This window comes from Streptomyces sp. NPDC005492 (genome assembly GCF_040605995.1).
GTDB lineage: Bacteria > Actinomycetota > Actinomycetes > Streptomycetales > Streptomycetaceae > Streptomyces.
Map to the genome: position 1 here is coordinate 195,396 of NZ_JBEXDX010000003.1, position 24,874 is coordinate 220,269.

27 protein-coding genes are annotated in these 24,874 nt (G+C 70.2%); 13 read left to right on the plus strand and 14 right to left on the minus strand.

The window, feature by feature from the left end; translation table 11 throughout:
- Window positions 1-13: 13 nt before the first annotated feature.
- Both ABZT04_RS05995 and ABZT04_RS06000 read right to left on the minus strand, forming a co-directional pair.
- Complete coding sequence (locus tag ABZT04_RS05995; RefSeq protein WP_355903227.1) at window positions 14-838, minus strand: purine-nucleoside phosphorylase; 825 nt, start codon at window positions 836-838, stop codon at window positions 14-16.
- A 117-nt stretch (window positions 839-955) separates the two neighbouring features.
- Entirely contained in the window at window positions 956-1,393 is a 438-nt protein-coding gene (locus ABZT04_RS06000) for a gamma-glutamylcyclotransferase (RefSeq protein WP_355903230.1), read from the minus strand.
- Between the two features lie 117 nt (window positions 1,394-1,510).
- Between ABZT04_RS06000 and ABZT04_RS06005 the strand changes: the two genes are divergently transcribed.
- The gene (locus tag ABZT04_RS06005; protein WP_356053415.1) at window positions 1,511-2,959 is read left to right on the plus strand and encodes an NAD(P)H-quinone dehydrogenase; all 1,449 of its coding nucleotides are present in this window, start codon (window positions 1,511-1,513) and stop codon (window positions 2,957-2,959) included.
- A gap of 175 nt (window positions 2,960-3,134) precedes the next feature.
- Window positions 3,135-4,103, plus strand: coding sequence for a DeoR/GlpR family DNA-binding transcription regulator (locus ABZT04_RS06010; protein WP_356053417.1), 969 nt, complete (start codon window positions 3,135-3,137; stop codon window positions 4,101-4,103).
- A gap of 119 nt (window positions 4,104-4,222) precedes the next feature.
- Here ABZT04_RS06010 and ABZT04_RS06015 read toward each other — a convergent pair whose 3' ends face one another.
- Window positions 4,223-4,798 carry a helix-turn-helix domain-containing protein gene (locus ABZT04_RS06015; protein WP_356053420.1) on the minus strand — a complete coding sequence of 192 codons (576 nt, stop codon included), beginning with the start codon at window positions 4,796-4,798 and terminating at the stop codon, window positions 4,223-4,225.
- Between the two features lie 110 nt (window positions 4,799-4,908).
- Complete coding sequence (locus tag ABZT04_RS06020) at window positions 4,909-6,681, minus strand: biotin carboxylase N-terminal domain-containing protein (protein WP_356053422.1); 1,773 nt, start codon at window positions 6,679-6,681, stop codon at window positions 4,909-4,911.
- Between the two features lie 338 nt (window positions 6,682-7,019).
- Between ABZT04_RS06020 and ABZT04_RS06025 the strand changes: the two genes are divergently transcribed.
- Window positions 7,020-7,508: a hypothetical protein gene (locus ABZT04_RS06025; protein WP_356053424.1), complete on the plus strand. Its 489-nt coding sequence runs from the start codon at window positions 7,020-7,022 to the stop codon at window positions 7,506-7,508.
- Here ABZT04_RS06025 and ABZT04_RS06030 read toward each other — a convergent pair whose 3' ends face one another.
- Together ABZT04_RS06030 and ABZT04_RS06035 are read right to left on the minus strand one after the other, a co-directional pair.
- Entirely contained in the window at window positions 7,509-8,129 is a 621-nt protein-coding gene (locus ABZT04_RS06030) for a nucleoside triphosphate pyrophosphatase (protein ID WP_355903248.1), read from the minus strand. It lies immediately after the preceding gene.
- A 31-nt stretch (window positions 8,130-8,160) separates the two neighbouring features.
- Window positions 8,161-8,289, minus strand: coding sequence for a hypothetical protein (locus tag ABZT04_RS06035; protein WP_355903251.1), 129 nt, complete (start codon window positions 8,287-8,289; stop codon window positions 8,161-8,163).
- Window positions 8,290-8,418: 129 nt separating this feature from the next.
- Between ABZT04_RS06035 and ABZT04_RS06040 the strand changes: the two genes are divergently transcribed.
- Window positions 8,419-9,510 (plus strand): SGNH/GDSL hydrolase family protein, encoded by a 1,092-nt coding sequence (locus ABZT04_RS06040; protein WP_356053427.1) that lies wholly within the window; start codon window positions 8,419-8,421, stop codon window positions 9,508-9,510.
- Here ABZT04_RS06040 and ABZT04_RS06045 read toward each other — a convergent pair.
- Together ABZT04_RS06045 and ABZT04_RS06050 are read right to left on the minus strand one after the other, a co-directional pair.
- Window positions 9,507-9,716, minus strand: coding sequence for an acyl-CoA carboxylase subunit epsilon (locus ABZT04_RS06045; protein ID WP_355903257.1), 210 nt, complete (start codon window positions 9,714-9,716; stop codon window positions 9,507-9,509). The two genes, ABZT04_RS06040 and ABZT04_RS06045, sit on opposite strands and share 4 nt — an antisense overlap.
- Before the next feature lie 10 nt (window positions 9,717-9,726).
- Window positions 9,727-11,328 (minus strand): acyl-CoA carboxylase subunit beta, encoded by a 1,602-nt coding sequence (locus tag ABZT04_RS06050; protein ID WP_356053429.1) that lies wholly within the window; start codon window positions 11,326-11,328, stop codon window positions 9,727-9,729.
- 111 nt (window positions 11,329-11,439) lie between these two features.
- On the opposite strand from ABZT04_RS06050, the gene ABZT04_RS06055 reads away from it, so the two are divergent.
- Complete coding sequence (locus ABZT04_RS06055) at window positions 11,440-12,303, plus strand: biotin--[acetyl-CoA-carboxylase] ligase (protein WP_356053431.1); 864 nt, start codon at window positions 11,440-11,442, stop codon at window positions 12,301-12,303.
- Between the two features lie 314 nt (window positions 12,304-12,617).
- Entirely contained in the window at window positions 12,618-13,754 is a 1,137-nt protein-coding gene (locus ABZT04_RS06060) for an adenylate/guanylate cyclase domain-containing protein (RefSeq protein WP_356053432.1), read from the plus strand.
- Between the two features lie 148 nt (window positions 13,755-13,902).
- Here the strand turns inward: ABZT04_RS06060 and ABZT04_RS06065 are convergent, their stop codons facing one another.
- Window positions 13,903-14,535 carry a hypothetical protein gene (locus tag ABZT04_RS06065; protein WP_356053433.1) on the minus strand — a complete coding sequence of 211 codons (633 nt, stop codon included), beginning with the start codon at window positions 14,533-14,535 and terminating at the stop codon, window positions 13,903-13,905.
- Between the two features lie 146 nt (window positions 14,536-14,681).
- Here ABZT04_RS06065 and ABZT04_RS06070 point away from each other — a divergent pair, with 146 nt between their 5' ends.
- The 3 genes from ABZT04_RS06070 to hutH all read left to right on the plus strand — a co-directional run bounded on the left by ABZT04_RS06070 (window position 14,682) and on the right by hutH (window position 18,386).
- Window positions 14,682-15,500, plus strand: coding sequence for an enoyl-CoA hydratase-related protein (locus ABZT04_RS06070; protein ID WP_356053435.1), 819 nt, complete (start codon window positions 14,682-14,684; stop codon window positions 15,498-15,500).
- Window positions 15,501-15,588: 88 nt separating this feature from the next.
- The gene (locus tag ABZT04_RS06075) at window positions 15,589-16,734 is read left to right on the plus strand and encodes a sensor domain-containing diguanylate cyclase (RefSeq protein ID WP_356053437.1); all 1,146 of its coding nucleotides are present in this window, start codon (window positions 15,589-15,591) and stop codon (window positions 16,732-16,734) included.
- Between the two features lie 113 nt (window positions 16,735-16,847).
- Entirely contained in the window at window positions 16,848-18,386 is a 1,539-nt protein-coding gene (gene hutH, locus ABZT04_RS06080; RefSeq protein ID WP_356053841.1) for a histidine ammonia-lyase, read from the plus strand.
- Window positions 18,387-18,428: 42 nt separating this feature from the next.
- Here hutH and ABZT04_RS06085 read toward each other — a convergent pair whose 3' ends face one another.
- Together ABZT04_RS06085 and ABZT04_RS06090 are read right to left on the minus strand one after the other, a co-directional pair.
- Window positions 18,429-19,229: a hypothetical protein gene (locus ABZT04_RS06085; RefSeq protein ID WP_356053439.1), complete on the minus strand. Its 801-nt coding sequence runs from the start codon at window positions 19,227-19,229 to the stop codon at window positions 18,429-18,431.
- 41 nt (window positions 19,230-19,270) lie between these two features.
- Window positions 19,271-19,576: a hypothetical protein gene (locus ABZT04_RS06090; protein WP_356053843.1), complete on the minus strand. Its 306-nt coding sequence runs from the start codon at window positions 19,574-19,576 to the stop codon at window positions 19,271-19,273.
- Between the two features lie 130 nt (window positions 19,577-19,706).
- On the opposite strand from ABZT04_RS06090, the gene ABZT04_RS06095 reads away from it, so the two are divergent.
- Window positions 19,707-20,063 carry a hypothetical protein gene (locus ABZT04_RS06095; RefSeq protein ID WP_356053441.1) on the plus strand — a complete coding sequence of 119 codons (357 nt, stop codon included), beginning with the start codon at window positions 19,707-19,709 and terminating at the stop codon, window positions 20,061-20,063.
- Window positions 20,064-20,255: 192 nt separating this feature from the next.
- The gene (locus ABZT04_RS06100) at window positions 20,256-21,506 is read left to right on the plus strand and encodes an Ig-like domain-containing protein (protein ID WP_356053443.1); all 1,251 of its coding nucleotides are present in this window, start codon (window positions 20,256-20,258) and stop codon (window positions 21,504-21,506) included.
- Between the two features lie 493 nt (window positions 21,507-21,999).
- On the opposite strand, the gene ABZT04_RS06105 is transcribed toward ABZT04_RS06100, so the two are convergent.
- Both ABZT04_RS06105 and ABZT04_RS06110 read right to left on the minus strand, forming a co-directional pair.
- The gene (locus ABZT04_RS06105) at window positions 22,000-22,215 is read right to left on the minus strand and encodes a DUF397 domain-containing protein (protein WP_356053445.1); all 216 of its coding nucleotides are present in this window, start codon (window positions 22,213-22,215) and stop codon (window positions 22,000-22,002) included.
- Window positions 22,187-23,050 carry a helix-turn-helix transcriptional regulator gene (locus tag ABZT04_RS06110; protein ID WP_356053447.1) on the minus strand — a complete coding sequence of 288 codons (864 nt, stop codon included), beginning with the start codon at window positions 23,048-23,050 and terminating at the stop codon, window positions 22,187-22,189. The genes ABZT04_RS06105 and ABZT04_RS06110 overlap by 29 nt, the downstream gene beginning before the upstream one ends.
- A gap of 112 nt (window positions 23,051-23,162) precedes the next feature.
- Between ABZT04_RS06110 and ABZT04_RS06115 the strand changes: the two genes are divergently transcribed.
- A complete protein-coding gene (locus ABZT04_RS06115) occupies window positions 23,163-23,348 on the plus strand; it encodes a hypothetical protein (protein WP_356053449.1) in 186 nt (61 codons plus the stop codon).
- A complete protein-coding gene (locus tag ABZT04_RS06120; RefSeq protein ID WP_356053451.1) occupies window positions 23,345-23,713 on the plus strand; it encodes an ATP-binding protein in 369 nt (122 codons plus the stop codon). Before ABZT04_RS06115 ends, ABZT04_RS06120 begins: the two co-directional genes overlap by 4 nt.
- Here ABZT04_RS06120 and ABZT04_RS06125 read toward each other — a convergent pair.
- Window positions 23,694-24,491, minus strand: a complete 798-nt coding sequence (locus ABZT04_RS06125; RefSeq protein WP_356053453.1) for a DUF1266 domain-containing protein — start codon at window positions 24,489-24,491, stop codon at window positions 23,694-23,696. The genes ABZT04_RS06120 and ABZT04_RS06125 overlap by 20 nt on opposite strands.
- Window positions 24,492-24,874: the final 383 nt, after the last annotated feature.

Consider the following 24,874-nt stretch of genomic DNA (forward strand, 5'->3'; position numbering starts at 1 on the left):
GTGAGGTGGAGCCTTACAGGCGGCCCAGCACCTGAGCCAGCAGCGACCCCATCTGCGTGGCGGAATCCCGCCCGGCCTGGAGAACCTCCTCGTGGTTCAACGGTTCCCCCGTCATCCCGGCCGCGAGATTCGTCACCAGGGAGATCCCCAGCACCTCCGCTCCCGCCTCACGCGCCGCGATCGCTTCCAGCACCGTGGACATGCCCACCAGGTCGGCCCCGATCACCCGGGCCATGCGGATCTCGGCGGGAGTCTCGTAGTGCGGGCCGGGGAACTGGGCGTAGACACCCTCCTCCAGCGCCGGGTCGATCTCCTTGCAGAGGGCGCGCAGGCGCGGCGAGTACAGGTCCGTCAGGTCGACGAAGTTCGCGCCGACGATCGGGGAGGTCGCGGTGAGGTTGATGTGGTCGCTGATCAGCACCGGCTGACCGGGGCGCATGCCCTCGCGGAGCCCGCCGCAGCCGTTGGTCAGCACGACGGTCTTGCAGCCGGCCGCGACGGCGGTACGGACGCCGTGCGCGACGGCGGCGACACCGCGGCCCTCGTAGTAGTGGGTACGGCCGAGGAAGACCAGCGCGCGCTTGTCCCCGATCCCGTACGAGCGGATCCTGCCGCCGTGGCCCTCCACGGCCGGCGGCGGGAAGCCGGGCAGCTCGGTGACGGGGAAGTCGGCCTCGGGGACGCCGAGGGCGTCCACGGCCGGTCCCCAGCCGGAGCCCATCACAAGGGCGACGTCGTGGGTCTCGGCGCCCGTCAGTTCGCGCAGGCGCGTGGCGGCGGCGTCAGCGGCGGCATGGGGGTCGCCCTGGATGTCGTCCGGAAGAAGAGATGCGTTCACGCGGATGAGCGTAGCCGGTCCGGGCCTACGCGCGTAGATGACAGAGCTCACGGGATTGCGATCGTTGTCTTGTCGTTTCCAACGAGGCCTGCGCCGGGCGTGGTGTGGTGGAAGCTCTCAGCAGGGCCGCTTCCGCAGCTCCATCACATAGTCGTGGGGTGCCCCGGCCGACTCGGCGGCGTCGGCGAGCTCGCCGAGATACCGCGCCGAGGGCAGGCCGCCCTCATACCCGTTGAGGACGTACACCCAGGCGGGTTCCTCGCCGTCCAGGGTGTGCACCCGGACCCGCATCCGGCGGTAGACGTCGAGGCCGACGCCCTCCCAGCGGTCCATGGACTCCTCGTCGGGCGGGGCGATCTCGTACAGCGCGACGAACACCTGGGAGCGCGGCGCCTCCACGATCGTCGCGAGCGCGCCCTCCCAGCCCATGTGCTCACCACCGAAGGTCAGCCGCCACCCGTTCAGCCACCCCGTGGCGCGCAACGGCGAGTGCGGGGCGCGGCGGGTCATCAGCCGCGCGTCGAGATTGCCGGCGTACGCGGCGTAGAGCGACATGCTCCGAGAGTACGGCAGCGAACCCACGTGTCACTCCGGTACCGGGCGCACCCGGAGATCGCCGCCGGAGGCCCCTTCCGTCGCCCCGGGCGGAAGCACCTTGAAGCGTGCGGGACAATGGGGTACGTGACTCGGATCGTGATCATCGGTGGCGGACCCGGCGGCTATGAAGCGGCGCTGGTGGCCGCGCAGCTCGGCGCGGAGGTGACCGTCGTCGACTGCGACGGTCTGGGCGGGGCGTCGGTGCTGACCGACTGCGTGCCGTCGAAGACCCTTATCGCTACGGCCGAGGTGATGACCACCTTCGACTCGTCGTACGAGGAGCTGGGGATCATCGTCGCCGATGACACTCCACCGCTGGAGCAGGCCGCCCGGGTCGTCGGCGTCGACCTCGGCAAGGTCAACCGGCGTGTCAAGCGCCTCGCGCTCGCCCAGTCGCACGACATCACCGCCTCGGTGACGCGGGCCGGCGCCCGGGTCATGCGGGGGCGGGGGCGGCTGGAGGGCATGCAGGCCCTCGACGGGTCGCGGAAGGTCGTCGTGAAGGCCGCCGACGGCAGCGAGGAGACGCTCGTCGCGGACGCCGTTCTCATCGCCACCGGCGGTCACCCGCGCGAGCTGGACGACGCCCGGCCCGACGGCGAGCGCATCCTCAACTGGACCCAGGTCTACGACCTCACCGAGCTCCCCGAAGAGCTGATCGTGGTCGGGTCGGGTGTCACCGGTGCCGAGTTCGCCGGTGCCTACCAGGCCCTCGGGTCGAAGGTCACGCTCGTCTCCTCCCGCGACCGGGTCCTGCCCGGCGAGGACCCCGACGCCGCCGCCGTACTCGAAGACGTCTTCCGGCGCCGCGGCATGAACGTCATGGCCCGCTCCCGCGCCCAGTCCGCCAAGCGGGTCGGCGACAAGGTCGAGGTCACCCTCGCCGACGGCCGTGTCATCACCGGCTCCCACTGCCTCATGGCCGTCGGCGCCATCCCGAACTCCGAAGGCATGGGCCTGGAGGAGGCGGGCGTCAGGCTGCGCGACTCGGGCCACATCTGGACCGACAAGGTCTCGCGTACGACCGCCCCCGGCGTGTACGCGGCCGGCGACGTCACCGGCGTCTTCGCGCTCGCCTCGGTGGCCGCGATGCAGGGCCGTATCGCCATGTACCACTTCCTCGGCGACGCGGTGGCCCCGCTCAACCTGAAGACCGTCTCCTCGAACGTCTTCACCGACCCCGAGATCGCGACCGTCGGCTACAGCCAGTCCGACGTGGACAGCGGCAAGATCGACGCGAGGGTCGTCAAGCTCCCCCTCCTCCGCAACCCGCGCGCCAAGATGCAGGGCATCCGGGACGGCTTCGTCAAGATCTTCTGCCGCCCGGGCACCGGCATCATCGTCGGCGGTGTGGTCGTGGCGCCCCGCGCCTCGGAACTGATCCACCCCATCTCGATCGCCGTCGACAACAATCTGACGGTCGAACAGATCGCGAACGCCTTCACCGTGTACCCGTCCCTCTCCGGCTCGATCGCCGAAGTGGCCCGACAGCTCCACACCCGCAAGGCGACGGGCGAAGTCTGACGTCGGACCGGCATCGGACCGGCTCCCCGCTGGTCACGGGGAGTCGCCGCCCATTCGTGCGGCATAGGCGGCGGGACTAAGCCCTATACCACTTCTCGCCCTGCTGTGCGAACAACTTCTGCTATTCACCGCAAACTGCTGAAAGCAGACGGTCGTTGGGGTTACTGTCAGTTTCGTGTTCGCTGCAGAACGTCGCCAATTGATCCTCGAAATGGTGCGAGCGAATGGGGCCGTATCGCTCCGTGAGCTCGCCCGCGTCGTCCAGACCTCCGAAGTGACCGTACGGCGGGACGTGCGCGCACTGGAGGCAGAAGGACTCCTCGACCGCCGGCACGGCGGTGCGGTATTGCCGGGCGGGTTCACGCGGGAGTCCGGCTTTCCGCAGAAATCGCATCTCGCGACCGCCGAGAAGACGGCCATCGCCGATCTCGCCGCGAGCTTCGTCGAAGAGGGCGAAGCCATCGTGGTGGGGGCGGGTACCACCACCCAGGAACTCGCGCGCCGACTCGCCCGGGTCCCCGGCCTGACCGTCGTCACCAACTCCCTTCTGGTGGCACAGGCGTTGGCCCATGCCAACCGCGTGGAGGTGGTGATGACCGGCGGCACCCTGCGCGGTTCGAACTACGCGCTGGTGGGCAGCGGGGCCGAGCAGTCCCTCCAGGGGCTGCGGGTGACCCGGGCCTTCCTCTCCGGTAGCGGACTGACCGCCGAGCGCGGGCTGTCCACGTCCAACATGCTCTCGGCCTCCGTCGACCGGGCTCTCGTCCAGGCGGCCGCCGAGGTCGTCGTCCTCGCCGACCACACCAAGCTCGGTACGGACACCATGTTCCAGACCGTGCCCACGGATGTGATCACCCGCCTCGTCACCGACGAGCCCCCGGGCCACGACGATCGCGCGGCCACCGAGCTGCAGGCCCTCGCCGACCAGGGGGTGCAGATCGCCGTGGCCGGCGCGTCGGGAAGCCAGGGGGGTGATCAGGCCCCGGCGCGGGAGCAACGCCGCCGGGACGTACCCCTCCCGGCTCCGCGACGGGGTCAAGTGCCGGGCGGGGGCCCGGGGTTGCGAGCGGCCGGCGTGCTTGGCGGTGAGTCGCCGGAGCGCGCGGAACGAGCGGCGAGGGTGGCGGACCTCCGCAGGCGTTGACCCAAGAGGACCGCAACAGACCGCAATAGGACCGCAATAGGACCGCACCAGGACCGCAACAGGACCGATGAACCAATAGGCACGCGGAGGGGGCAGCGCCGCCAAGGGCGTGCGGGTGACTACGCCTTCAGCCCTCGCAAGGTCAACGCCAGCAACCGGTCGGCCAGCCCCGCATCCCCAGGGTCCTCCTCCGCCGCGAGCGCGATCGCATGGGTCAGTTGCAGCAGGTCGCCGATCTCGACGTCCTCCCGTACGGCCCCGGCGACCTGCGCCCGGGACAGCAAGGCGCCCCCGGCCTCCCGGATAGGGCCACTGCACCGTCCCAACGCCGACGAGTCGTCATGCGCCACCGCCATCAACGCCCGCGCCAACCCCCGGTACTCACCGGCGTGGGCGACGATCTCCCGCAACCATGTCACCAGCGCCGCACACGGCTCCGGCGCGGACAGCAACTCCCTTGACCGGGCGAGGAGTTCACCCACCGCGTCCTCGAAGACCGCGCTCATCAGGGACTGCCGGTTCGGGAAGTGGCGATACAGGGTGCCGATGCCGACGCCCGCGCGGCGGGCCACGTCCTCCAGGGACGCGTCCGTGCCGTGCGCGGCGAAGGAGACGCGGGCCTCGGCGAGCAGCCGCTCGTAGTTGCGGCGGGCGTCGGCACGCAGGCCCGCCGGTGGCCTGGCTGTGTTGGCCATGGGTCCCCTCCGCCCTCCTCGGCGCGCCGCCGCGTTGTCCCGTCACATTACAGAGGTGCCCGGCGGACAGGCTGTTCCTGTCGGCCGGGCACCTCTCGACGTGCTGTGGGTCAGTCCTTGATCTCGCAGATCGCGGCGCCGGAGGTGATGGAGGCACCGACTTCCGCGCCGAGGCCCTTGATGGTGCCGGACTTGTGGGCGTTCAGCGGCTGTTCCATCTTCATGGCCTCAAGGACGACGATGAGGTCGCCCTCCTTGACCTCCTGGCCCTCCTCGACCGCGACCTTGACGATCGTGCCCTGCATCGGGGAGGCGAGGGTGTCGCCGGAGGCGACCGGGCCGGACTTCCTGGCCGCCCGCCGCTTGGGCTTGGCACCCGCCGCGAGACCCGTACGGGCCAGTGACATGCCGAGCGAGACGGGGAGGGAGACCTCCAGGCGCTTGCCGCCGACCTCGACGACGATCGTCTCGCGGTCGGTGTCCTCGTCCGCCTCGGTGTCCGTGGCGGCGGCGAAGGGCTTGATCTCGTTGACGAACTCGGTCTCGATCCAGCGGGTGTGCACCGTGAACGGGTCGGCGGAGCCGGTGAGTTCGGGGGCGAACGCGGGATCGGTGACGACCGCCCGGTGGAAGGGGATGGCGGTGGCCATGCCCTCGACCTGGAACTCGGCCAGCGCACGGGCGGCCCGCTGCAACGCCTGCTCGCGGGTGGCGCCGGTGACGATCAGCTTGGCGAGGAGGGAGTCCCACGCCGGGCCGATCACGCTGCCGGACTCGACGCCCGCGTCCAGGCGGACACCGGGACCCGACGGCGGGTTGAAGGCGGTGACGGTGCCGGGGGCGGGCAGGAAGCCGCGGCCGGGGTCCTCGCCGTTGATGCGGAACTCGAAGGAGTGGCCGCGCAGTTCGGGGTCGCCGTAGCCGAGTTCCTCGCCGTCGGCGATGCGGAACATCTCGCGGACGAGGTCGAGGCCTGAGACCTCCTCGGTGACCGGGTGCTCGACCTGGAGGCGGGTGTTGACCTCCAGGAAGGAGATGGTGCCGTCCTGGCCGACGAGGAACTCGACGGTCCCGGCGCCGACGTAGCCGGCCTCCTTCAGGATCGCCTTCGAGGACGCGTACAGCTCGGCGACCTGCTCGTCGGAGAGGAACGGCGCGGGCGCCTCCTCCACCAGCTTCTGGTGGCGGCGCTGCAGCGAGCAGTCACGCGTCGATACGACGACGACGTTGCCGTGGCTGTCGGCCAGGCACTGCGTCTCCACGTGCCGGGGCTTGTCGAGGTAGCGCTCGACGAAGCACTCACCGCGCCCGAAGGCGGCGACCGCCTCGCGGACGGCGGAGTCGTACAGCTCGGGAACCTCTTCCAGCGTCCGGGCGACCTTCAGGCCCCGGCCGCCGCCACCGAAGGCGGCCTTGATCGCGATGGGCAGCCCGTGCTCCTGCGCGAAGGCGACGACCTCCTCCGAGCCGGAGACGGGGTCGGGGGTGCCGGCCACCAGGGGCGCGCCGGCGCGCTGCGCGATGTGCCGGGCGGCGACCTTGTCGCCGAGGTCGCGGATGGCCTGCGGGGGCGGGCCGATCCAGATCAGGTCCGCGTCGAGGACCGCCTGGGCGAACTCGGCGTTCTCCGACAGGAAGCCGTAGCCGGGGTGGATGGCGTCGGCACCGGACTCGCGGGCGGCGTTCAGGACCTTGCCGATGTCCAGGTAGCTGCTCGCGGGAGTGTCACCGCCCAGGGCGAACGCCTCATCCGCGGCGCGGACATGCAGAGCGTCCCGGTCCGGGTCGGCGTATACGGCCACGCTCGCGATCCCGGCGTCCCGGCAGGCCCGGGCTACGCGGACAGCGATTTCGCCACGATTGGCGATGAGCACCTTGCGCACGATTGAGGCTCCCTCCTTGAAACAAGCCGAGTTTAGGGACTGCCGACACGACGCATCGACCCGTCCCCAGTGGTGAGCTTGCCCACACGGAGCGTGATGCGAGGCCCGCTCGACCCGCGAAACCCCTTGTCGCACCTCGGTACGCAGGACTCCGCCGTAAAACCCTAGCCCTCCGATGTGGTCAAGGTCTCTGTGAGAGCGTGCCGCGCGCCACGCCGTTTCTTTGTGGAGTCCCTACGAATGGCCCAATGATTCTTTGCCCCCGCCACAACCCTTGTCCCGCGGTTTACCCGTTAGTAGCGTTCGGGGGAGTCTCGAACGGAAGCAGGTGGGGGCCGGTGGTGCGCAGGCCGGTGGCTTGGATCTTGGCGGTCGTCCTTTTCGCGGAGGCCGTCGGCGTGGCGGCGCTGAACTGGTTCCTGGGGATCGTCGTCGACCGCCAGGACATGTCCCTGGCGGGCCTCGACCCGGACGCCATGTCCGTGGGCTCGAAGGCCGGTGGAGTCGTCTTCGGTCTCTACTTCGCCCTGTGTGGTGTGGTCGCCCTGCTCGTCGCGCTGCGCGACCGCGCCCCGGCCGGCCTCGGCCGCGTCCTGCTGATCAGTGTGGCGGTGGTGCACGGGCTGCTGGGCGCGTTCGCGTGGGCCATGGTGGGCACCGGCGCGTTCCTGTTCATGGTCGCGGTGCTCGGCCTGGTCGTCCTGCTGCTGATGACCTACGACCGTCTCGCGGGCCCCTCGGACGCGGCCCCGGCGCCGGAGGGCCCCGGGCAGCCCGACAAGGACCCGGCGCCGATCACCCCGCCGCCGGCTCCCAGCCCCTCCTGATCATCCCTCCGACGGGGTCCACAACTCCGTGATGCCGACGCCCAGTTGGGCCAGCAGGCGGCGAACCAGCGGCAGGCTGATGCCGATCACATTGCCGTGGTCGCCGTCGATGCCCTCGATGAACGGCGCCGAGCGCCCGTCGAGGGTGAACGCACCGGCGACGTAAAGGGGTTCGCCCGAGGCGACGTACGCGGCGACCTCGGCGTCGGTCGGTTCGCCGAAACGGACGACGGTGGACGCGGTCGCCGAGACATACCGGCCGCTCGTCGTGTCGTAGACGCAGTGACCGGTCTGGAGGGTGCCGGCCCGGCCGCGCATCGACTTCCAGCGGGCGGTGGCCTCCTCGGCGTCGGCGGGTTTGCCGAGGGCCTCGCCGTCCAGGTCGAGCACCGAGTCGCAGCCGATCACCAGCGCACCCATGACCTCGGGCTTCGCGGCGACGACGGAGGCCTTCGCCTCGGCGAGGGCGAGGGCCAGCTCGGCCGGGGTGGGGGCGCTGACGGCGTCCTCGTCCACCCCGCTCACGATCACCTCGGGATCGAGCCCGGCCTGCCGCAACAGGCCCAGCCGGGCGGGGGACTGGGAGGCGAGCACGAGTCGGCGGCGCGGCTGATCTGTCATACGGCCAGGGTATCGGCGCCGCCCGCACCGCTCACGCCAGCCCGATCACGATCATCGCCAACACCATCGCGAGTGCCATGAGAACCCCGAGCCGCCGCAACATGACCTGCATCTCCCGCAGCTCCTCGGGAGGCTCGTCATCAGGGTCGGACCACAACATGATTCCGAGCTTGCGGCGATATGGGCGGGGGCGCCTGAGTACGCGTACTCAACTTCTCCGCGTCCCACCAAAAGGGTCCACAGTTCCGTTAAGGTAATGGGATCGTAGTTCCTTTTGGAGAGGTGTCCTATGTTCACCGCTGCCTGGATCGCGTCCCCCCAGCTCCCCGCCGAGGGCTTCACCCCCAACTGGTCCCGCGAGGGTTTCTGGCGGCAGTCGGTGCGCCAGGTCGTGCGGCTGACGGCGGGTGGGGAGCGGGTGCGGGTGCGGTTCTCGAACGCATACGGGGCCTCGCCGGTGCGGATCGCGGCCGGTTCCGTGGCCCGTGGCGGGGCCGTAGTGCCGCTGACTTTCGGCGGCGCGGTGGAGGGGGAGATGCCGGCGCGGGGGGAGTTGGTGAGCGACGCGGTCCAACTCGCCGTAGCGGCAGGGGAGTCGGTGGCTGTCACCCTCTACTTCGATACGGCCACCGGGCCGGCGACCTTTCACGCGCAGGCCTTCGCGACCAGCCACCGGGGCCCGGGGCGTCTGCTGGACGGGGAGGGGTTCACGGAGTCCAGCGAGTCCTGGTACTTCTTGTCCGCCGTCGAGACCGACTCGGGGCGTACGGACGGGATCGTGCTCTTCGGCGACTCGATCACCGACGGGTTCGGGTCGACGCCGGGGGCCGACCGGCGCTGGTCGGACGCGCTGGCCGGGCGGACGGGGCGGCCCGTGCTGAACGCGGGGATCGGCGGGAACCTGCTGCTCAACGACTCCGCGTGGTACGGGGAGCGGGGTGTGCGCAGGCTCGGGCGGGATGTGCTGCGACTTGCCGGGGTGGACACGCTCGTCGTGCTGCTGGGCCTCAACGACATCGGGTTCAGCGAGACGGACGAACAGCCGACATACAAACCGGCGCCAGTGGTCGAGGCGGATGAAATCGTCGCCGGATACCGGGAGTTGATACGGCAGGCGCGCGGACTGACCGTGATCGGGGCGACCTTGCTGCCGTTCGGCGGCTCGGACCACTGGGGTGAGCGCGCGGCGAAGGTGAGCCACGAGGTCAACGAATGGGTGCGCTGCTCAGGGGAGTTCGACCAGGTCGTCGACCTGAACCGGGTGATGGCCGATCCGGATGACCCGGACCGGCTGCACCCGTCGTACGACTTCGGCGATCATCTGCACCCCAACGATGAGGGGTACGAGGTGATGGCCGAAGCCGTCGCCGACCGTCTTTAGCCCGGCCAGAAGGTGCGGGTCCACGCACTCGGCCCCGGGTGGGGCAGCCGGGCGGACGCGATGCGGGCCGGGTCCGACCACGCGTCGCGCTGCCTCGGGGCGCCGGGCGGTGTGGCTGCCGCCGCCGCGGCGCGGGCCCTGACCACCGCCAGGGCGGCGGCCAGCTCCTCGGGGGTCGGGTTGCCCCGTACGACCTTGATCGTCACAACGGCTCCTCTACAGGGGGATGTTGCCGTGCTTCTTCGGAGGCAGGGACTCGCGCTTGCTGCGCAGCTGGCGCAGTCCCCGTACGACGTGGCGGCGGGTGTCGGAGGGCAGCACCACCGCGTCGATGTAGCCGCGCTCGGCCGCGATGTAGGGGTTGAGGAGGGCGTCCTCGTACTCCTGGATGAGCCGGGCCCGGGTCGCCTCGACGTCGCCCGCCGCCTCCGCCTCGGCGATGGTGCGCCGGTGCAGGATGTTGACCGCGCCCTGGGCGCCCATGACGGCGATCTGGGCGGTCGGCCAGGCGAGGTTGAGGTCGGCACCCAGGTGCTTGGAGCCCATGACGTCGTAGGCGCCGCCGAAGGCCTTGCGGGTGATGACCGTGATGAGCGGGACCGTGGCCTCCGCGTACGCGTAGATCAGCTTCGCGCCCCGGCGGATGATGCCCGTGTGCTCCTGGTCCACGCCCGGCAGGAAGCCGGGGACGTCCACGAAGGTGATGACCGGGACGTTGAACGCGTCGCAGGTGCGGACGAAGCGGGCCGCCTTCTCGGACGCGTCGATGTCGAGGCAACCGGCGAACTGCATCGGCTGGTTGGCGACGATCCCGACCGGACGGCCCTCCACCCGGCCGAATCCGGTGAGGATGTTCGGCGCGAACAGCGGCTGCGTCTCGAAGAACTCGGCGTCGTCCAGGACGTGTTCGATCACCGTGTGCATGTCGTACGGCTGGTTCGCGCTGTCCGGGACCAGCGTGTCCAGCTCGCGGTCCTCGTCCGTGACGGCGAGGTCCGCCTCCTCCGGGAACGCCGGGGGCTCGCTGAGGTTGTTGGACGGCAGGTACGACAGCAGTTGCTTGACGTACTCGATGGCGTCCTTCTCGTCGCCCGCCATGTGATGCGCCACACCGGACGTCGAGTTGTGCGTCCGCGCCCCGCCCAGCTCCTCGAAGCCGACGTCCTCGCCGGTGACCGTCTTGATGACGTCCGGGCCGGTGATGAACATGTGCGAGGTCTGGTCGACCATCACCGTGAAGTCGGTGATCGCGGGGGAGTAGACCGCGCCGCCCGCGCAGGGGCCGACGACCAGGCTGATCTGCGGGATCACACCGGACGCGTGGGTGTTGCGGCGGAAGATCTCGCCGTACGCCCCGAGGGAGGCCACGCCCTCCTGGATGCGGGCGCCGCCCGAGTCGTTGATGCCGATGACCGGGCAGCCGGTCTTCAGCGCGAAGTCCATGACCTTGACGATCTTCTGGCCGTAGACCTCGCCCAGCGCCCCGCCGAACACGGTGAAGTCCTGGGAGAACACGGCCACGGGACGCCCGTCGACCGTGCCGTAGCCGGAGACGACCCCGTCGCCGTACGGGCGGTTCTTCTCCAGGCCGAAGTCCGTGGACCGGTGCCGGGTCAGCTCGTCGAACTCGACGAAGGAGTCCTCGTCGAGAAGCAGGTCGATCCGCTCACGGGCCGTCAACTTGCCCTTGGCGTGCTGCTTTTCGACCGCGCGTTCCGAGCCGGCGTGCGTCGCCTCCTGGATACGGCGGTGAAGATCCGCGATCTTTCCGGCGGTCGTGTGGATGTCGATCTCTTGGGGCGCTTCCGGCTCGGACATCGGGATTGCGGCTCCCTGCCTGCTCAAAAGGGGGGACTGTTACTCATCCGTAGAGTAGTGGCGGGTTCACCGATCGGCAGTGCGGCGTACAACACACCTAGGGTGGCTTGCATGACGCCGCGAGATGCCTCAGACGACAGCAGCCGTTGGTCCGATCTGGAACGGCCTCCCCTCAACGCCGGCGCGCTGCGGCGCGGACTCGTGCGGGCGGGCGGGCTGTGGACCGGGGTGGAGGTCGTGCAGCGCACCGGCTCCACCAACTCCGACCTGGTGGCCCTGGCCGCCGCGGGCAAGGCCGCCGAGGGCACCGTCCTGGTCGCCGAGGAGCAGACCTCCGGGCGGGGCCGTCTCGACCGGCAGTGGACGGCGCCGGCCCGCTCCGGTCTGTTCTTCTCCGTCCTGCTGGAGCCGGGCGAGGTCCCCGTGGCCCGCTGGGGCTGGCTCCCGCTGCTCACCGGGGTCGCCGTCGCCACCGGCCTGGCCCGCTCGGCCGGCGTCGACACCTCACTCAAGTGGCCCAACGACCTCCTGGTCACTGTCGGTGGTGAGGAGCGCAAGGCCGGCGGCATCCTCGCCGAGCGCGCCGGGGACCACGCCGTGATCGTCGGCGTCGGCATCAACGTCACCCTGCGCGAGGACGAGCTTCCGGTGCCCCAGGCCGCATCCCTGGCCCTGGCCGGGGCGGTCACCACGGACCGCGACCCCCTGCTGCGGGCCATGCTGCGGTCCCTGGAGCACTGGTACGACAAGTGGCGCGCGGCGGGCGGCGACCCGGTGGAGAGCGGCCTCCAGGAGACCTACGCGGCCGGCTGCGCCACCCTCGGCCGTACGGTACGGGCCGAACTGCCCGGAGACCGGTCGATCACCGGCGAGGCCGTCGCGATCGACGGGGACGGACGGCTCGTCCTGGCCACGGCGGACGGTGTGCAGGAGCCCGTGGGGGCGGGAGACATCGTGCACCTGCGCCCCGCGTGACCTTGGCCGCTGTGGTGGCCGTCGTGTCCGTGTGACACGGTCGGTTTGTGGCGGGCCTGGTCCGGGTTGTAGGGGAGGTGGATCGCCGGAGTGGTGGTGATGATCGCCGGTGACGTGTGGTTGGTCCCGGGCCCTGGCGGACGGTGTGCAGGAGCCCGTGGGGGCGGGAGACATCGTGCACCTGCGCCCCGCGTGACCCCGACCGCCCTTGTGGCCGTCATCTCCGCGCGACTCACGGAGTGAGCTGGCCCACACCTGCCGTAGCATTGGGCCCGGTCGATACCTGACCGTGGCAGATCGGAAGGGCAGCAGGCGTGACCGTCGACGACACGGGCTCCGGCGCGGACGCGGACGGCCGGGTGGACCCCGATGCCGCCGACGCAGCCGATCCCGGCGAGAATCCGCTCGCGCTGCGTCTCGAAGGACTCATCCTCGGCGCGGAGCGCCGCTACACGCCTTTCCAGGCGGCCCGCACCGCCGGTGTCTCCATGGAACTGGCCACCCGCTTCTGGCGCGCCATGGGCTTCGCCGACGTAGGCCAGGCCAAGGCGTTCACCGAGGCGGACGTCCTCGCGCTACGGCGGCTCGCCGGTCTGGTCGAGGCGGGGCTGCTGAGCGAGGCGATGGCCGTGCAGGTGGCCCGCTCCACCGGGCAGACCACCGCCCGGCTGGCCGGCTGGCAGATGGACTCGTTCCTGGAGGGCCTGACCGAGCCGCCGGAGCCGGGCATGTCCCGCACCGAGGTGACGTACCCGATCATCGAGCTGCTGCTGCCCGAACTGGAGGAGTTCCTCGTCTACGTCTGGCGCCGCCAGCTCGCCGCCTCGGCGGGCCGGGTCGTCCAGGCCGGTGACGACGAGGAGATGGTCGACCGGCGCCTGGCCGTGGGCTTCGCCGACCTGGTCGGTTTCACCCGCCTCACCCGCCGCATGGAGGAGGACGAGCTCGGCGAACTCGTCGAGGCCTTCGAGACCACCGCCGCCGACCTGGTGGCCGCGCGCGGCGGCCGTCTCATCAAGACCCTGGGCGACGAGGTCCTCTTCTCCGCGGACGACGCCGGGGTCGCCGCCGAGATCGCGCTGCGCCTGATCGAGACCATGGCGGGCGACGAGACCATGCCCGAACTCCGCGTCGGCATCGCCTTCGGCACGGTCACGACCCGCATGGGCGACGTCTTCGGCACGACCGTCAACCTCGCCTCCCGGCTCACCTCGATAGCTCCCCGCGACGCCGTCCTCGTCGACAGCGCCTTCGCCGAGGAGCTGATCCGCAGCGGCGAGGCCCCCGCCTCCGAGGCGGAGGCCGCCGAGGCCGCGGCCGCCGCCGAGAAGGAGGGCGAGGAGGCACCGACGTACCGCTTCGCCCTCCAGCCCATGTGGCAGCGCCCGGTGCGCGGCCTCGGCGTGGTCGAACCCTGGCTCCTCACCCGCCGGGACTCGTCACCGGCGTAGAGGCCGTGTCCGCGAGGTCCCGCCTGCCTCGCGACGCCCGGCAGCGGCGAGCGCATGCACCGGCTGCGACACCGGCCGCTTCCGCGGCGCGTGAGACCCGCCCCGCGGGCGGACGACGGGACTTCGCGGACACGGCCGCGTCCCAGGCTCAGTGCTGCCCGAGCCCGTCCACGCAGAGCCCGATGATCGGCACGCACAGACCGGGCCGACTGGGCGCAGGGGAGGGGGAGTTGGCGGTCCGGCTGGGGGTCGGAGTGGGTGTCGGCGTGGCGGTGGCTGTCGCCGTGGCCGTCGGAGTCGACGCCGACGTCGGGCGGGAGACCGGGGCCTGAGGCTCTTCCGCGGTGCCGGGTGCCGTCGTCGTCTCCGGGATGGTCGTGGGTGCCGTCGTCGCGTACGGAGTCGGTACGACCCCGGAGGCCACCGTGGCCACCGTCGGGCTCGCGCTCACCCCGCCCATCACGGAGGTCGCGGACGGGAACGCCGTCGGGCCGGCGCTGATGGTCGCGGCGGCGTTGGCCGGACGGTCGGCGCCGTCACCGGTGTCGGTGCCCTGGTCCGGGCGTGGGTCGGCCTCCGCCGTGCCCACCCCGCCGATGCCCGACTCGGGCGCCATCCGTACGAGGCTCAGCACCCCGGCGGCCACGGCGAGCCCGCCGACGGCGAACAGGACCTTGCGGGGCCGGGGTCGGCGGTGCCGCCCGCGCGGGGTCCTGGGGAGGGGCGGTGGCTCTGTGTCCGCGGTGCCCTCGACCGGCTCCGCCTTCGTGGTCGTCGTCACGATCTCTCCCCTGTGCTGTGGCGGACGCACGTTATGCGCTTCTACGGGCGGTGCGGCGGGAGTTGGGCGGGATGTCACCCGAACGGGGAGAGCGCGTGCGATGATCGGGACGAGTTCTGTTAACCCACGTTAACCAGGAGGCGGTCATGAGCGAGGAGCGTTCCGAGACCCGGTCCGAGTCGCGGTTCGGGGAGTTCGTGCTGGTGCGGCGGCACGAGCATGTCGCGGAACTCGTCCTGGACCGGCCCAAGGCGATGAACGCGGTCTCCACCGCGATGGCCGGGTCCATCGCCGCGGCCTGTGCGGCGCTGGCGGCGGACCGGGACGTCCGCGTGACCGTGGTGACCTCTTCGCACGAGCGGGCGTTCTGCGTCGGCGCCGACCTGAAGGAGCGCAACTCGCTCACCGACGCGGAACTCGTCCGGCAGCGCCCGCTGGCGCGCGGGGCCTACACCGGTGTCCTGGAACTCCCGATGCCGACGATCGCCGCCGTGCACGGCTTCGCGCTGGGCGGCGGTTTCGAACTGGCCCTGTCCTGCGACCTGATCGTGGCCGACGCCACGGCGGTGGTGGGGCTGCCGGAGGTGTCCGTGGGCGTGATCCCCGGGGGCGGCGGTACGCAGTTGCTGCCGCGCCGGGTGGGCGCGGCCCGGGCGGCCGAACTGATCTTCACCGCACGGCGGTTGGCGGCGGCCGAGGCGGCGGGTCTGGGTCTGGTGGACGTCCTGGTGGAGGCCGGCCAGGACCGCGAGGAGGCGCTGGCGCTGGGCGCGCGCATCGCCGCGAACTCGCCGGTCGGCCTGCGGGCGGCCAAGCGGGCGCTGCGGCTGGGGCACGGGCTGGATCTGCGGGCCGGTCTTGAGGTCGAGGACGCGGCGTGGCGGTCGGTGGCGTTCTCGGGGGACCGGGCGGAGGGCGTGGCGGCGTTCAACGAGAAGCGCAAGCCGGAGTGGCCGGGCGAGTAGAGGCGCGGTCGCGCGGGGCTGGGGTCGGCTGCCACCTGTTCGCCGCATCAATGTCCCGATATACCCCAAACCTCCCTAGCCTGGAGTGATGGGTGAGGACAGGCGGCTGGCGGCCGTGGTGGAGCTGGCGCAGGGAATGGCGGCGGCGCACACCCCGCGCGAGGCCTGGCGGGCGGCGGCGTCCGGCGCGTGCCGGGCGCTGGCCGGGAGTTTCGCCGCGCTGTCGGTGTGGGAGCGGGAACTGGGGCGGCTGCGGGTCCTGGCCAACGTGGGGGAGCGGGCCGAGGGTGAGGAGGAGTTCCCGGACGGCGAGACCTATCCGGTGCACCAGTTCCCGGAGATCACCGAGTTCCTGCACGAGCGGTGGGCCGGGGGCGGCGAACCGGACGCCTGGGTCGAGACCGCCGAGGGCCCGGCCGCGGGCAGCCCCGGGTACTGCCATCAGCGGGTGGCGGCGCTACGGCGGCGTAGGCGCGGCTGCTGTGTGGTGGCCCCGATCGTGCTGCACGGGCGGGCGTGGGGGGAGCTGTATGTGGCGCGGCCGTTGGGGGCGCCCGTGTTCGACCGGGGCGACGCCGACTTCGCGACGGTCCTCGCCTCCGTGGTCGCGGCCGGGATCGCGCAGACCGAGCGGCTGGAGGAGGCGCGGCGCCTCGCCTTCACGGACGCGCTCACGGGGCTCGCCAACCGCCGTGCCGTCGACGTACGGCTCGACGAGGCGGTCGAGCGGCACCGGCGTGACGGCGCCGTGGTCAGCCTGGTCGTCTGCGACCTCAACGGCCTCAAGCGCGTCAACGACACCCGGGGCCACGCGGTCGGCGACCGGCTCCTCGAACGCTTCGGCTCGGTCCTGTCACTGTGCGGCGCGATGCTGCCCGGCGCGCTCGCCGCACGCCTCGGCGGAGACGAGTTCTGCCTCCTCGCGGTCGGCCCGCCCTCCGACGAGGTGGTCGACGCGGCAACCGAACTGTGCCGCCGCGCGGCCGAGTTGGAGCTGGGCGAGGGCGTAGCCTGCGGCGTCGCGTCCACTGAGGACCCGATCGGCCCGGTCCACTCGGCCCGCCGCCTCTTCCGCCTCGCGGACGCGGCCCAGTACCAGGCAAAGGCCCTCCGCGCCGACAAGCCGGTAGTCGCGGGGCGGGACGGCCCGGACGATCCGGTGGTACGCCTGGCGGACGAGCCGTCGCCGGAGATGCCGGCGGAGCGGCGGCGGTTTCGGGGGCGGCGGACGTGAGGTGTTGGTGGGGACGCTTTCGGGACCCTCTGACGTGACCTACCTGTAAGGGTTCAACCCGTACCCCGGTAGTGACACTGTCGCATTCAATGCGTACGCTCCTGAATATGGATATGCACACTGTGGTGGTGGGGACGTCCGGGGTCACCGCGTCCGACGTTCTTGCCGTGGCGCGTGGAGACGCCCGGATCGAGCTTTCCGGTGAGGCCCTCGCGGCGCTCGCCGCCGCGCGGGAGATCGTGGACGCGCTCGCGGCCAAGCCGGAGCCCGTGTACGGCGTGAGCACCGGCTTCGGGGCCCTTGCCTCCCGGCACATCAGCCCGGAACTCCGCGCCCAGTTGCAGCGCAACATCGTCCGCTCGCACGCCGCCGGCATGGGCCCGCGGGTCGAGCGGGAGGTCGTACGGGCCCTGATGTTCCTGAGGCTCAAGACCGTCTGCTCCGGTCACACGGGCGTCCGGCCCGAGGTCGCCCGGACCATGGCCGACGTGCTCAACGCCGGCATCACCCCCGTCGTCCACGAGTACGGCTCCCTCGGCTGCTCCGGCGACCTCGCCCCGCTCTCCCACTGTGCCCTGACCCTCATGGGCGAGGGCGACGCCGAGGGTCCGGACGGCGTCGTGCGACCGGCAGGTGAACTGCTCGCCGAGGCCGGTATCGCCCCCGTCGAACTGCGCGAGAAGGAGGGCCTCGCCCTCCTCAACGGCACCGACGGCATGCTCGGCATGCTGGTCATGGCCCTCGCCGACCTCGACATGCTCTACAAGTCCGCAGATGTCACAGCCGCGTTGAGCCTGGAGGCACTGCTCGGTACCGACAAGGTCCTCGCGCCCGAGCTGCACGCCATCCGCCCGCACCCCGGCCAGGGCGCCAGCGCCGCCAACATGCTTGCCGTGCTTGCCGGTTCGGAACTCACCGGCCACCACCAGGACGACGCGCCCCGCGTCCAGGACGCCTACTCCGTGCGCTGCGCCCCGCAGGTCGCCGGCGCCGGCCGGGACACCCTCGCGCACGCCCGCCTGGTCGCCGAACGGGAGTTGGCCTCGGCCGTCGACAACCCCGTTGTGCTGCCCGACGGTCGGGTCGAGTCCAACGGCAACTTCCATGGCGCACCCGTGGCTTACGTCCTCGACTTCCTCGCCATCGCCGCCGCCGACCTCGGCTCGATCGCCGAACGCCGTACCGACCGGCTGCTCGACAAGAACCGTAGCCACGGCCTGCCGCCGTTCCTCGCGGACGACGCGGGCGTCGACTCCGGGCTCATGATCGCCCAGTACACCCAGGCGGCCCTGGTCAGCGAGATGAAGCGGCTCGCCGTACCGGCCTCCGCCGACTCGATCCCGTCCTCCGCGATGCAGGAGGACCATGTCTCCATGGGCTGGTCGGCCGCGCGCAAGCTGCGCACCGCCGTCGACAACCTCACCCGGATCATCGCCGTGGAGCTGTACGCGGCCACCCGTGCGGTGGAACTCCGCGAGGGCCTGAACCCGGCACCCGCCTCGCAGGCGGTCATCGATGCCGTACGGGCGGCGGGAGTCGAGGGCCCGGGCCCGGACCGCTTCCTGTCTCCCGACCTTGCGGCGGCGGACGCGTTCGTGCGGGGCGGGCATGTGGTCGAGGCCGTGGAGAAGGTCACCGGGCCGCTGAGGTAGGGCAGTTGGGGCCCTGGCGCGTCAACGGCAGGGCCCCACAGGTCACTTCAGCTTGCCGGCCTGGGCGTCGATCACGACGGACGGCACGTCGTAGGTCTTCGTCGACATCAGGGCGCCGAGGTTGACCGTGTAGTACGTGACGAGGGTGGTGCCGTGCCGTACCACCTCGGTGTGCACGGTGCCCGTCTGGCCGTCGGAGTCCTCCATCTCGGCGCTCGCGCCGAACGCCACCGACTCGTCACCGGTGCCGGAGGCCTTCTCAGCCGCGATCCCGGTGTACTTCTGGTCGTCGGCGCCCGAGGTGATGGTGAAGCCGCCGGCGCAGCTCCTGACCGCGTCGGAGACGGCCTTGAAGGTCTTCTCGGCGCCGTCGCCGTCGTACGAGGACAGCCCGACGACGGTGGTCGTACGGTCCAGTGCGGCACCGAACGCGTCGTCGAACTCCTTCTCGGTCATGTCCTCCACGGACTTGGAAGGGGTGGAGGAGGGCTTCTTCGCCTCGGTGACCATCCTGTTCGTGGCCGCGGCGGCGTCGCCCGGCGCCTGCCCGGCCATGGCCCAGGCCAGTGGGCGGCACTGCGCCTTGTCTACGGTGACAGCGTTCTTGGTCGCGGGGTACGTCTTGCCGACCGACCCGACCTCGTAGCCGGTGACATCGCCCTTCGCGAGGGCCAGCTTCTTCAACTCGGCGGAGGTGAGCGCCTTGCCGGAACTCTTGCCGGAGTCCTCGGCATCGCTCTTGACGTCGTTCGAACCGCCGCTGGAGCACCCCGTGACGAGGGCGAACGAGAGCGCGCTCACGGCGACCCCCGCGCACAGGCGTACGCCCGATGATCTCTTCATGAGCGGACTATGAAGGCCACGTCATGAAATCGTCAAGTAAGTTAAAAACCGAGCCGCTCCCGCCGTACCGAATACGCCACGAAACCGGCGCCGAGGCCGAGGAACAGCGTGCCGCCGAAGATGTACGGAGTCGTGTTCGGGCTGCCGGTGTCGGCGAGCTGGGTGTCGTCCGAGGTGCTGGTGACACCCGTCGCCCCGTCGGCCGAGGTGACCCGTGCCTGCTGGGTGGCCTGCGGGGTCGGCGTCGCCGAAGTCTCCACTCTGGCCTGGTCGGTCACCGTCGCGTGCGCGGAGGGGACGAACCACAGGGCGCCCAGCAGGGTGCCCGCGGCGGTGGCGGTCAGCATCGTTCGGCGAGCGGTTGACACGGAATATCGATCCCCTTGTGGCGCTGGCGAATTGGCCGTGTGGAGCGATGCTAATGAACTCTGCGGGTCGTGGGAAAGTCGCGGGAGCCGTGGGCCGTACGCTCCCGGCATGAGCACCCCAGAGACATCACGTTTTGTACGCCTTCGTGTCGAACTCGTTCTGGAAGTCGAGAACGAGGACACCGTGACCCAGGCCGCGCTGGCCAAGATCGCCGACGATCCGGAGCTGCCCGGCGACGAGCGGTCGCATGCCGAGAACGCTGTGACGGAAGACACCGCCGAGGCCCTCGCCTATCTCGTGGACCCGTTCGACCTGGTCAGCGAGATGCCCGGGGTCGAGCTCGCCCAGGCCTCGTGGAGCAGTGAGGAGATCGACTACGACCCGGATTCGCCGGATTGGGACCTCGACGAGGATGATGTCGACGGCGACGAGGAAGAAGCGGACGGGGCGGCAGTGGGCGGCTGAGCCGTGCCGGGTCCACGGGGGACGTAGGGGTGTGGGTGTGCACGTGGTGTGCCCCACACCCTGGGGACGAGCGGAACGGGACGCACGGGTCGTAGCGTTGATTTCTTAGAGATGGATAAACGGGGTTGGACGGGGCTGTGTTCCCGGCGGGGGATTCGGCAGGGGTTTTCGGCAACGATGGAGAAGCGTGTGATGACGGACAGTAAGCGGCGCAAGGGCCTGATGGCCGCGTCCGCACTGCTCGGCGGTGTGCTCGTGCTCACGGCGTGTTCCGGCAGCGACGACAAGTCGTCCGGCAGCGACGCGAGCCAGAGTTCACAGTCGAAGGCCGACGAGGCGGCGGCGAAGAAGTCCTCCGCGGCCCAGATCAAGATCACACCGGCGGACGGCTCGGACAACGCCTCCATCAACAACTCGGCCGCGGTCACCGTCAGCAAGGGCACGCTCACGGCCGTGACCATGACGACCGCGGACGGCAAGGCCGTAGCGGGCACCATCTCCGCCGACAAGCTGAGCTGGAAGCCCAGCGCCCAGCTGGAGCGCTCCACCACGTACAAGGTCGCCGCGACCGCCAAGGACTCCGCGGGCCTGGCGGCCCACGAGAACGCCTCCTTCACCACGGTCTCCCCGGCCAACAGCTTCATAGGAAACTTCACCCCCGAGGACGGCTCCACGGTCGGCGTCGGCATGCCGGTCTCGATCAACTTCAACAAGGCGATCACCAACAAGGCCGCCGTCCAGAAGGGCATCACCGTCACCTCCAGCAGCGGCCAGGAGGTCGTCTGCCACTGGTTCAACACCCAGCGCATGGACTGCCGCCCCGAGGACTACTGGAAGGAGAACTCCACCGTCACGCTGAAGCTCGCGCTCGACGGCGTCGAGGGCGCCTCCGGTGTCTACGGCGTGCAGCAGAAGACGGTCACCTTCCACATCGGCCGCAACCAGGTCTCGTACGTCGACGCGAAGACCAAGCAGATGAAGGTCGAGCAGGACGGCAAGGTGATCAAGACGATCCCCATCTCGGCCGGCTCCCCCGAACACACCACGTACAACGGCCAGATGGTGATGTCCGAGAAGTTCGTCCAGACCCGGATGAACGGCGCGACGGTCGGCTTCACGGACGACGACGGCAAGGGCGAGTACGACATCAAGGACGTCCCCCACGCCATCCGCCTGACCAGCTCCGGCACGTTCATCCACGGCAACTACTGGGGCGCCTCGTCCGTCTTCGGCAGCACCAACACCAGCCACGGCTGCGTGGGTCTCCAGGACAAGAAGGGCGCGAACGACCCGAGCACGCCCGCCGCGTGGTTCTACAACCACTCGATCGTCGGCGACGTGGTCGTCGTCTCCAACACCGGCGACAAGACGGTGTCTCCGGACAACGGCCTCAATGGCTGGAACATGGACTGGGCGCAGTGGAAGGCGGGGTCGGCGGTCTGACGCCACCCCCTCCAACTCCGGTTCGCTTGAAGGCGGTTGCCCCCTTGGGTGGGGGTGGCCGCCTTTTGCGTTGTCCATAGGAAAGGTGAGTTGGCGGTAATATCCGTCATGTGACGCACCTCCGGGTGCGCCTCCCTTGTTCCGGGCCCCGTCCCCTCGGGGCCCGGCCCGAAGCGAGGCGGTGCCGGGCAAGAAAAAAGCCGCCTCCCTAGGAAAAGGGAGGCGCGCCTGTGGGACGTCACGCCAGGCCGAAACCGACTCTCGTGTGTCGGCTCACCCGGTTGTTGCCGGAGAAGTGGGCCAAGCATGTGAGGAGGTGGTGGCTCTGGTGGTTGTAACAGGTCGCCAGGGAGCGGGAGATCCCCAGCAACAGTAGGGACCTCCCACCAAAGCTCCTGGCTTTGCAGGGAGCCCCTGTCACGGATTCCGGCCGTGGCGGGGGCTTCTTGTTCTACGACGACGATACCCGCTGCGATGCCCGTCGCAAGCGTGATCAGCGGCTGCCGCCGGTCTTGAGGGCGGTGATGAAGGGGCCCCAGGCGGAGGCGGTGAGGACGACGGCGGGGCCGTGGGGGACTGCCTTGGAGTCGCGTACGGGGACGAGGGCGGGGATGTTGTGGGCCACCTCGACGCAGTTGCCCCCGCTTTCGTTGCTGTAGCTGCTCTTGGACCAGAGAGCGTCACTCAAGTCGATCCGGGTGCTTGCCATTTCGATAATCCTCTGCCGTTGCCTTGATCATGGCGAGGGACGTGTCTGGTGACAGCGCGACAGCCCTGAGCTGATCGTATGCCTTGCGGTACTGCCTCACGAGGGCCGGATCATCGATGGTGCCTCCGCTGTAGGACGCCTCGGTGTACACCAGCGGCGGGGCGTCCGGAAACGTCATGGTCATGATGGAGGCGGCCATGAGCGGATACGCCTTCTGCTTCCGCGGAACGATCTGCGGAGTGATCCGACGCCGATGCGTGAGTTCCACGATTCGGTCGAGCTGCACGGTCATGTCCTGTGCCGTCAGGAGGGGTTCGGTGAGCAGCGACTCGTGCAGGATCACCCAGTACTCCGGGGTGTGATGGTCCGCCGCGAAGAGGTCGGCGCGGGCCATCCGGGCGTTGACCTTCTCCTCCACCTCGGCGTCAAGGGACAGCGGGAGACCCGCCAGGATGGCGGCCCGCGCGTAGGCAGGAGTCTGAAGCAGCCCCGGGATGAGCATCGGGCACCACTCTTCGATGGTCGTGGCGTGCTTCTCTGCTTCCAGCACCTTTTCGAAGTACGCGGCGTGCCCAACCCTCCGCGCCTTCCGCACATCCTCACAGTTCCGCTCGAAGAACCCGTTCGTCCTCAGCACCCGATCCGCATGCTGAGCCAGGTCAAGCGGCATCCTCCGCTCCCCGTGCTCAATGTCGCTGAGGTACGTCTTGCTGTAGTAGATCCCCTCAAGGAACGCCTCCAGCGACAGCCCCGCCGCCTCCCGCTGCCACCGCAACTCCTTGCCGTAGAACGTCGGGACGCTCATCGAGCCGTCAATGTCCTTGCCCCGGGCCACCGATCACCCTCCTCCGCTGCCGGGATCGCGAACGCGAACCCCCTTTCACGGTAGCCAGAGGGACGCCAGCCTGTGAGTGATTCGTCACGGAACGCACAGGAGGCACCCGTTCATGTCCACCCCCTACGACACCACCCTCTGCGTGGAGGAACTCCGCGAGGCCCTCGCCCTGCACGACATCACGCTGCCCTCCCTGGGCGTGGACATCCTGACCGCCGGCCTCGTCGCGCTCGGGAACTGCAACACGGCTACGGCCCGCGAACTCGCCGCGGCTCTCCGCAAGGCGGCGGAACAGTGACTTTCGAACTCCACCTGCTGGCCACCCCGAAGGCTGTGCCGGAACTACGCCACCGCCTCCGCGCCCACTCCTACGACGTCCGCCTCTGCGCCACGGAACTGGTGACGAACGTGATCGACCACGTGGGCGAAGGAACTCCGGTGACCGTCCGAGTCCGCGACACGGACACCGGCAACACGAGAGTCGAGGTCACCGACCCGGACCCGCGCGCGTTGCCCGTCCTGCTCCGGGCGACGGCAACGGACGAACACGGCAGGGGCATGGCGCTTCTCGACGCGTTGGCTCTGCGGTGGGGAGTTGAGCAGGGGGCGGACCGCAAGACGGTGTGGTGCGAGCTGAACGGGCTTACCGGAAGGGGATGTTGAGCCAGGGGCTGCCGGGCTCAGTCATCAGGATGCGGTGGGCGTCAACCATGTCCTGGTACCAACTCCCAAACTCCTCCTCGTCGAAGTGCAAGCACCGCCCGAGGATGAAACCGGCGGAGAAGTCCTGCCAGGAGCGATATGAGAGTGCCGCCTTACGCCCCGACTGGACGACCGCGGACTCGGTCTCCTTCAGAGTCCCGAACAGCGCCCCGAGCCCCCACCGCGCCATGTTCGACGCACGCCCGAGGTCCCACGCGTCGGCGGACGAGACGTATCGGTTCTCGTCGAGCACTCCGTCGGCACGCATTCGGGCCTCGTAGCGCGTGATGCGACCGATCAGCCGCTGCACGCCCTCGATACGGGCTTCTGTCTCGGACTCGGGGCGCGGCTCGGTCTTCGTGACTCCGGCGTCGGTGATCACGGTGACACCCTCGGAACTCCCACGGATGACGTTGTCGACCGCTTGCCGCCAATAGCCGGTGTCGACATGCCCGCCGAAATCACGGGCGATGGTACGGCGCAGTCCGAGGGCGAACTCCCATGCGTTGCTGTGCGATTCACTGGCCAGGAGATCACCCAGGGCAGACAGCCAATCCTCTCGGGTGGCGACGCCCCACCACTCGCGCAGTTGTCTGCGCTCTTCGGAGTAGCCACTGCCGTGCCAAGCCATGGCGTTCCAGGCGAAGCCGTTCTTGACGCACAGGAGGGCTCCACAGGCGAGTCCATGGGCGACAGGGCCATGGAGAGGACCGCCGACGCCAAGTGTGCGCAGACGCATGGATACCTTCGGAGAGCCCTCGTTCCGAGAATGCCGTGCCCAAGCTGCGGAGTGCGGTGGCGCGGCGGGGAGGAACGCCTCGCACGGGGTGCCGGGATTGACGACGATCATCGGAGGATCGGTAGGTCTCCACTCCTCGGCGAACCAGCCGAGCGGACTCCAACTGAAAACCCGGTACGGTTCCGGCGCCGGAAGCATGCCCTCGGTGTACACCGCCCAGATCGGAGTCCCGGCCCGCAGATCATGCCCGAACACGGGAAAGATCCCACCTGGCTCGGCGTCCGCCTTGTCCCGCCGAATCTCGAAATACAGTCGGTTCTCTGCGAGCGTCTCAAAGTACGCGGTCCAATCCTCCCGTACCTTGGCGTCGAGCAGTGCCTGCT

Excerpts from the sequence above, each read along its gene's own strand:
- ABZT04_RS06040 (WP_356053427.1), top strand. The coding sequence starts at position 8,419 with ATGTTCACCGCTGCCTGGATCGCGTCCCCCCAGCTCCCCGCCGAGGGC.
- ABZT04_RS06035 (WP_355903251.1), bottom strand. The coding sequence starts at position 8,289 with ATGTTGTGGTCCGACCCTGATGACGAGCCTCCCGAGGAGCTGCGGGAG.
- ABZT04_RS06085 (WP_356053439.1), bottom strand. The coding sequence starts at position 19,229 with ATGAAGAGATCATCGGGCGTACGCCTGTGCGCGGGGGTCGCCGTGAGC.
- ABZT04_RS06125 (WP_356053453.1), bottom strand. The coding sequence starts at position 24,491 with ATGCGTCTGCGCACACTTGGCGTCGGCGGTCCTCTCCATGGCCCTGTC.
- ABZT04_RS06005 (WP_356053415.1), top strand. The coding sequence starts at position 1,511 with ATGGGGTACGTGACTCGGATCGTGATCATCGGTGGCGGACCCGGCGGC.
- ABZT04_RS06095 (WP_356053441.1), top strand. The coding sequence starts at position 19,707 with ATGAGCACCCCAGAGACATCACGTTTTGTACGCCTTCGTGTCGAACTC.
- ABZT04_RS06090 (WP_356053843.1), bottom strand. The coding sequence starts at position 19,576 with ATGCTGACCGCCACCGCCGCGGGCACCCTGCTGGGCGCCCTGTGGTTC.
- ABZT04_RS06050 (WP_356053429.1), bottom strand. The coding sequence starts at position 11,328 with ATGTCCGAGCCGGAAGCGCCCCAAGAGATCGACATCCACACGACCGCC.
- ABZT04_RS06030 (WP_355903248.1), bottom strand. The coding sequence starts at position 8,129 with ATGACAGATCAGCCGCGCCGCCGACTCGTGCTCGCCTCCCAGTCCCCC.
- ABZT04_RS06105 (WP_356053445.1), bottom strand. The coding sequence starts at position 22,215 with ATGGCAAGCACCCGGATCGACTTGAGTGACGCTCTCTGGTCCAAGAGC.
- hutH (WP_356053841.1), top strand. The coding sequence starts at position 16,848 with ATGCACACTGTGGTGGTGGGGACGTCCGGGGTCACCGCGTCCGACGTT.
- ABZT04_RS06115 (WP_356053449.1), top strand. The coding sequence starts at position 23,163 with ATGTCCACCCCCTACGACACCACCCTCTGCGTGGAGGAACTCCGCGAG.
- ABZT04_RS06070 (WP_356053435.1), top strand. The coding sequence starts at position 14,682 with ATGAGCGAGGAGCGTTCCGAGACCCGGTCCGAGTCGCGGTTCGGGGAG.
- ABZT04_RS06075 (WP_356053437.1), top strand. The coding sequence starts at position 15,589 with ATGGGTGAGGACAGGCGGCTGGCGGCCGTGGTGGAGCTGGCGCAGGGA.
- ABZT04_RS06055 (WP_356053431.1), top strand. The coding sequence starts at position 11,440 with ATGACGCCGCGAGATGCCTCAGACGACAGCAGCCGTTGGTCCGATCTG.
- ABZT04_RS06000 (WP_355903230.1), bottom strand. The coding sequence starts at position 1,393 with ATGTCGCTCTACGCCGCGTACGCCGGCAATCTCGACGCGCGGCTGATG.
- ABZT04_RS06015 (WP_356053420.1), bottom strand. The coding sequence starts at position 4,798 with ATGGCCAACACAGCCAGGCCACCGGCGGGCCTGCGTGCCGACGCCCGC.
- ABZT04_RS06100 (WP_356053443.1), top strand. The coding sequence starts at position 20,256 with ATGACGGACAGTAAGCGGCGCAAGGGCCTGATGGCCGCGTCCGCACTG.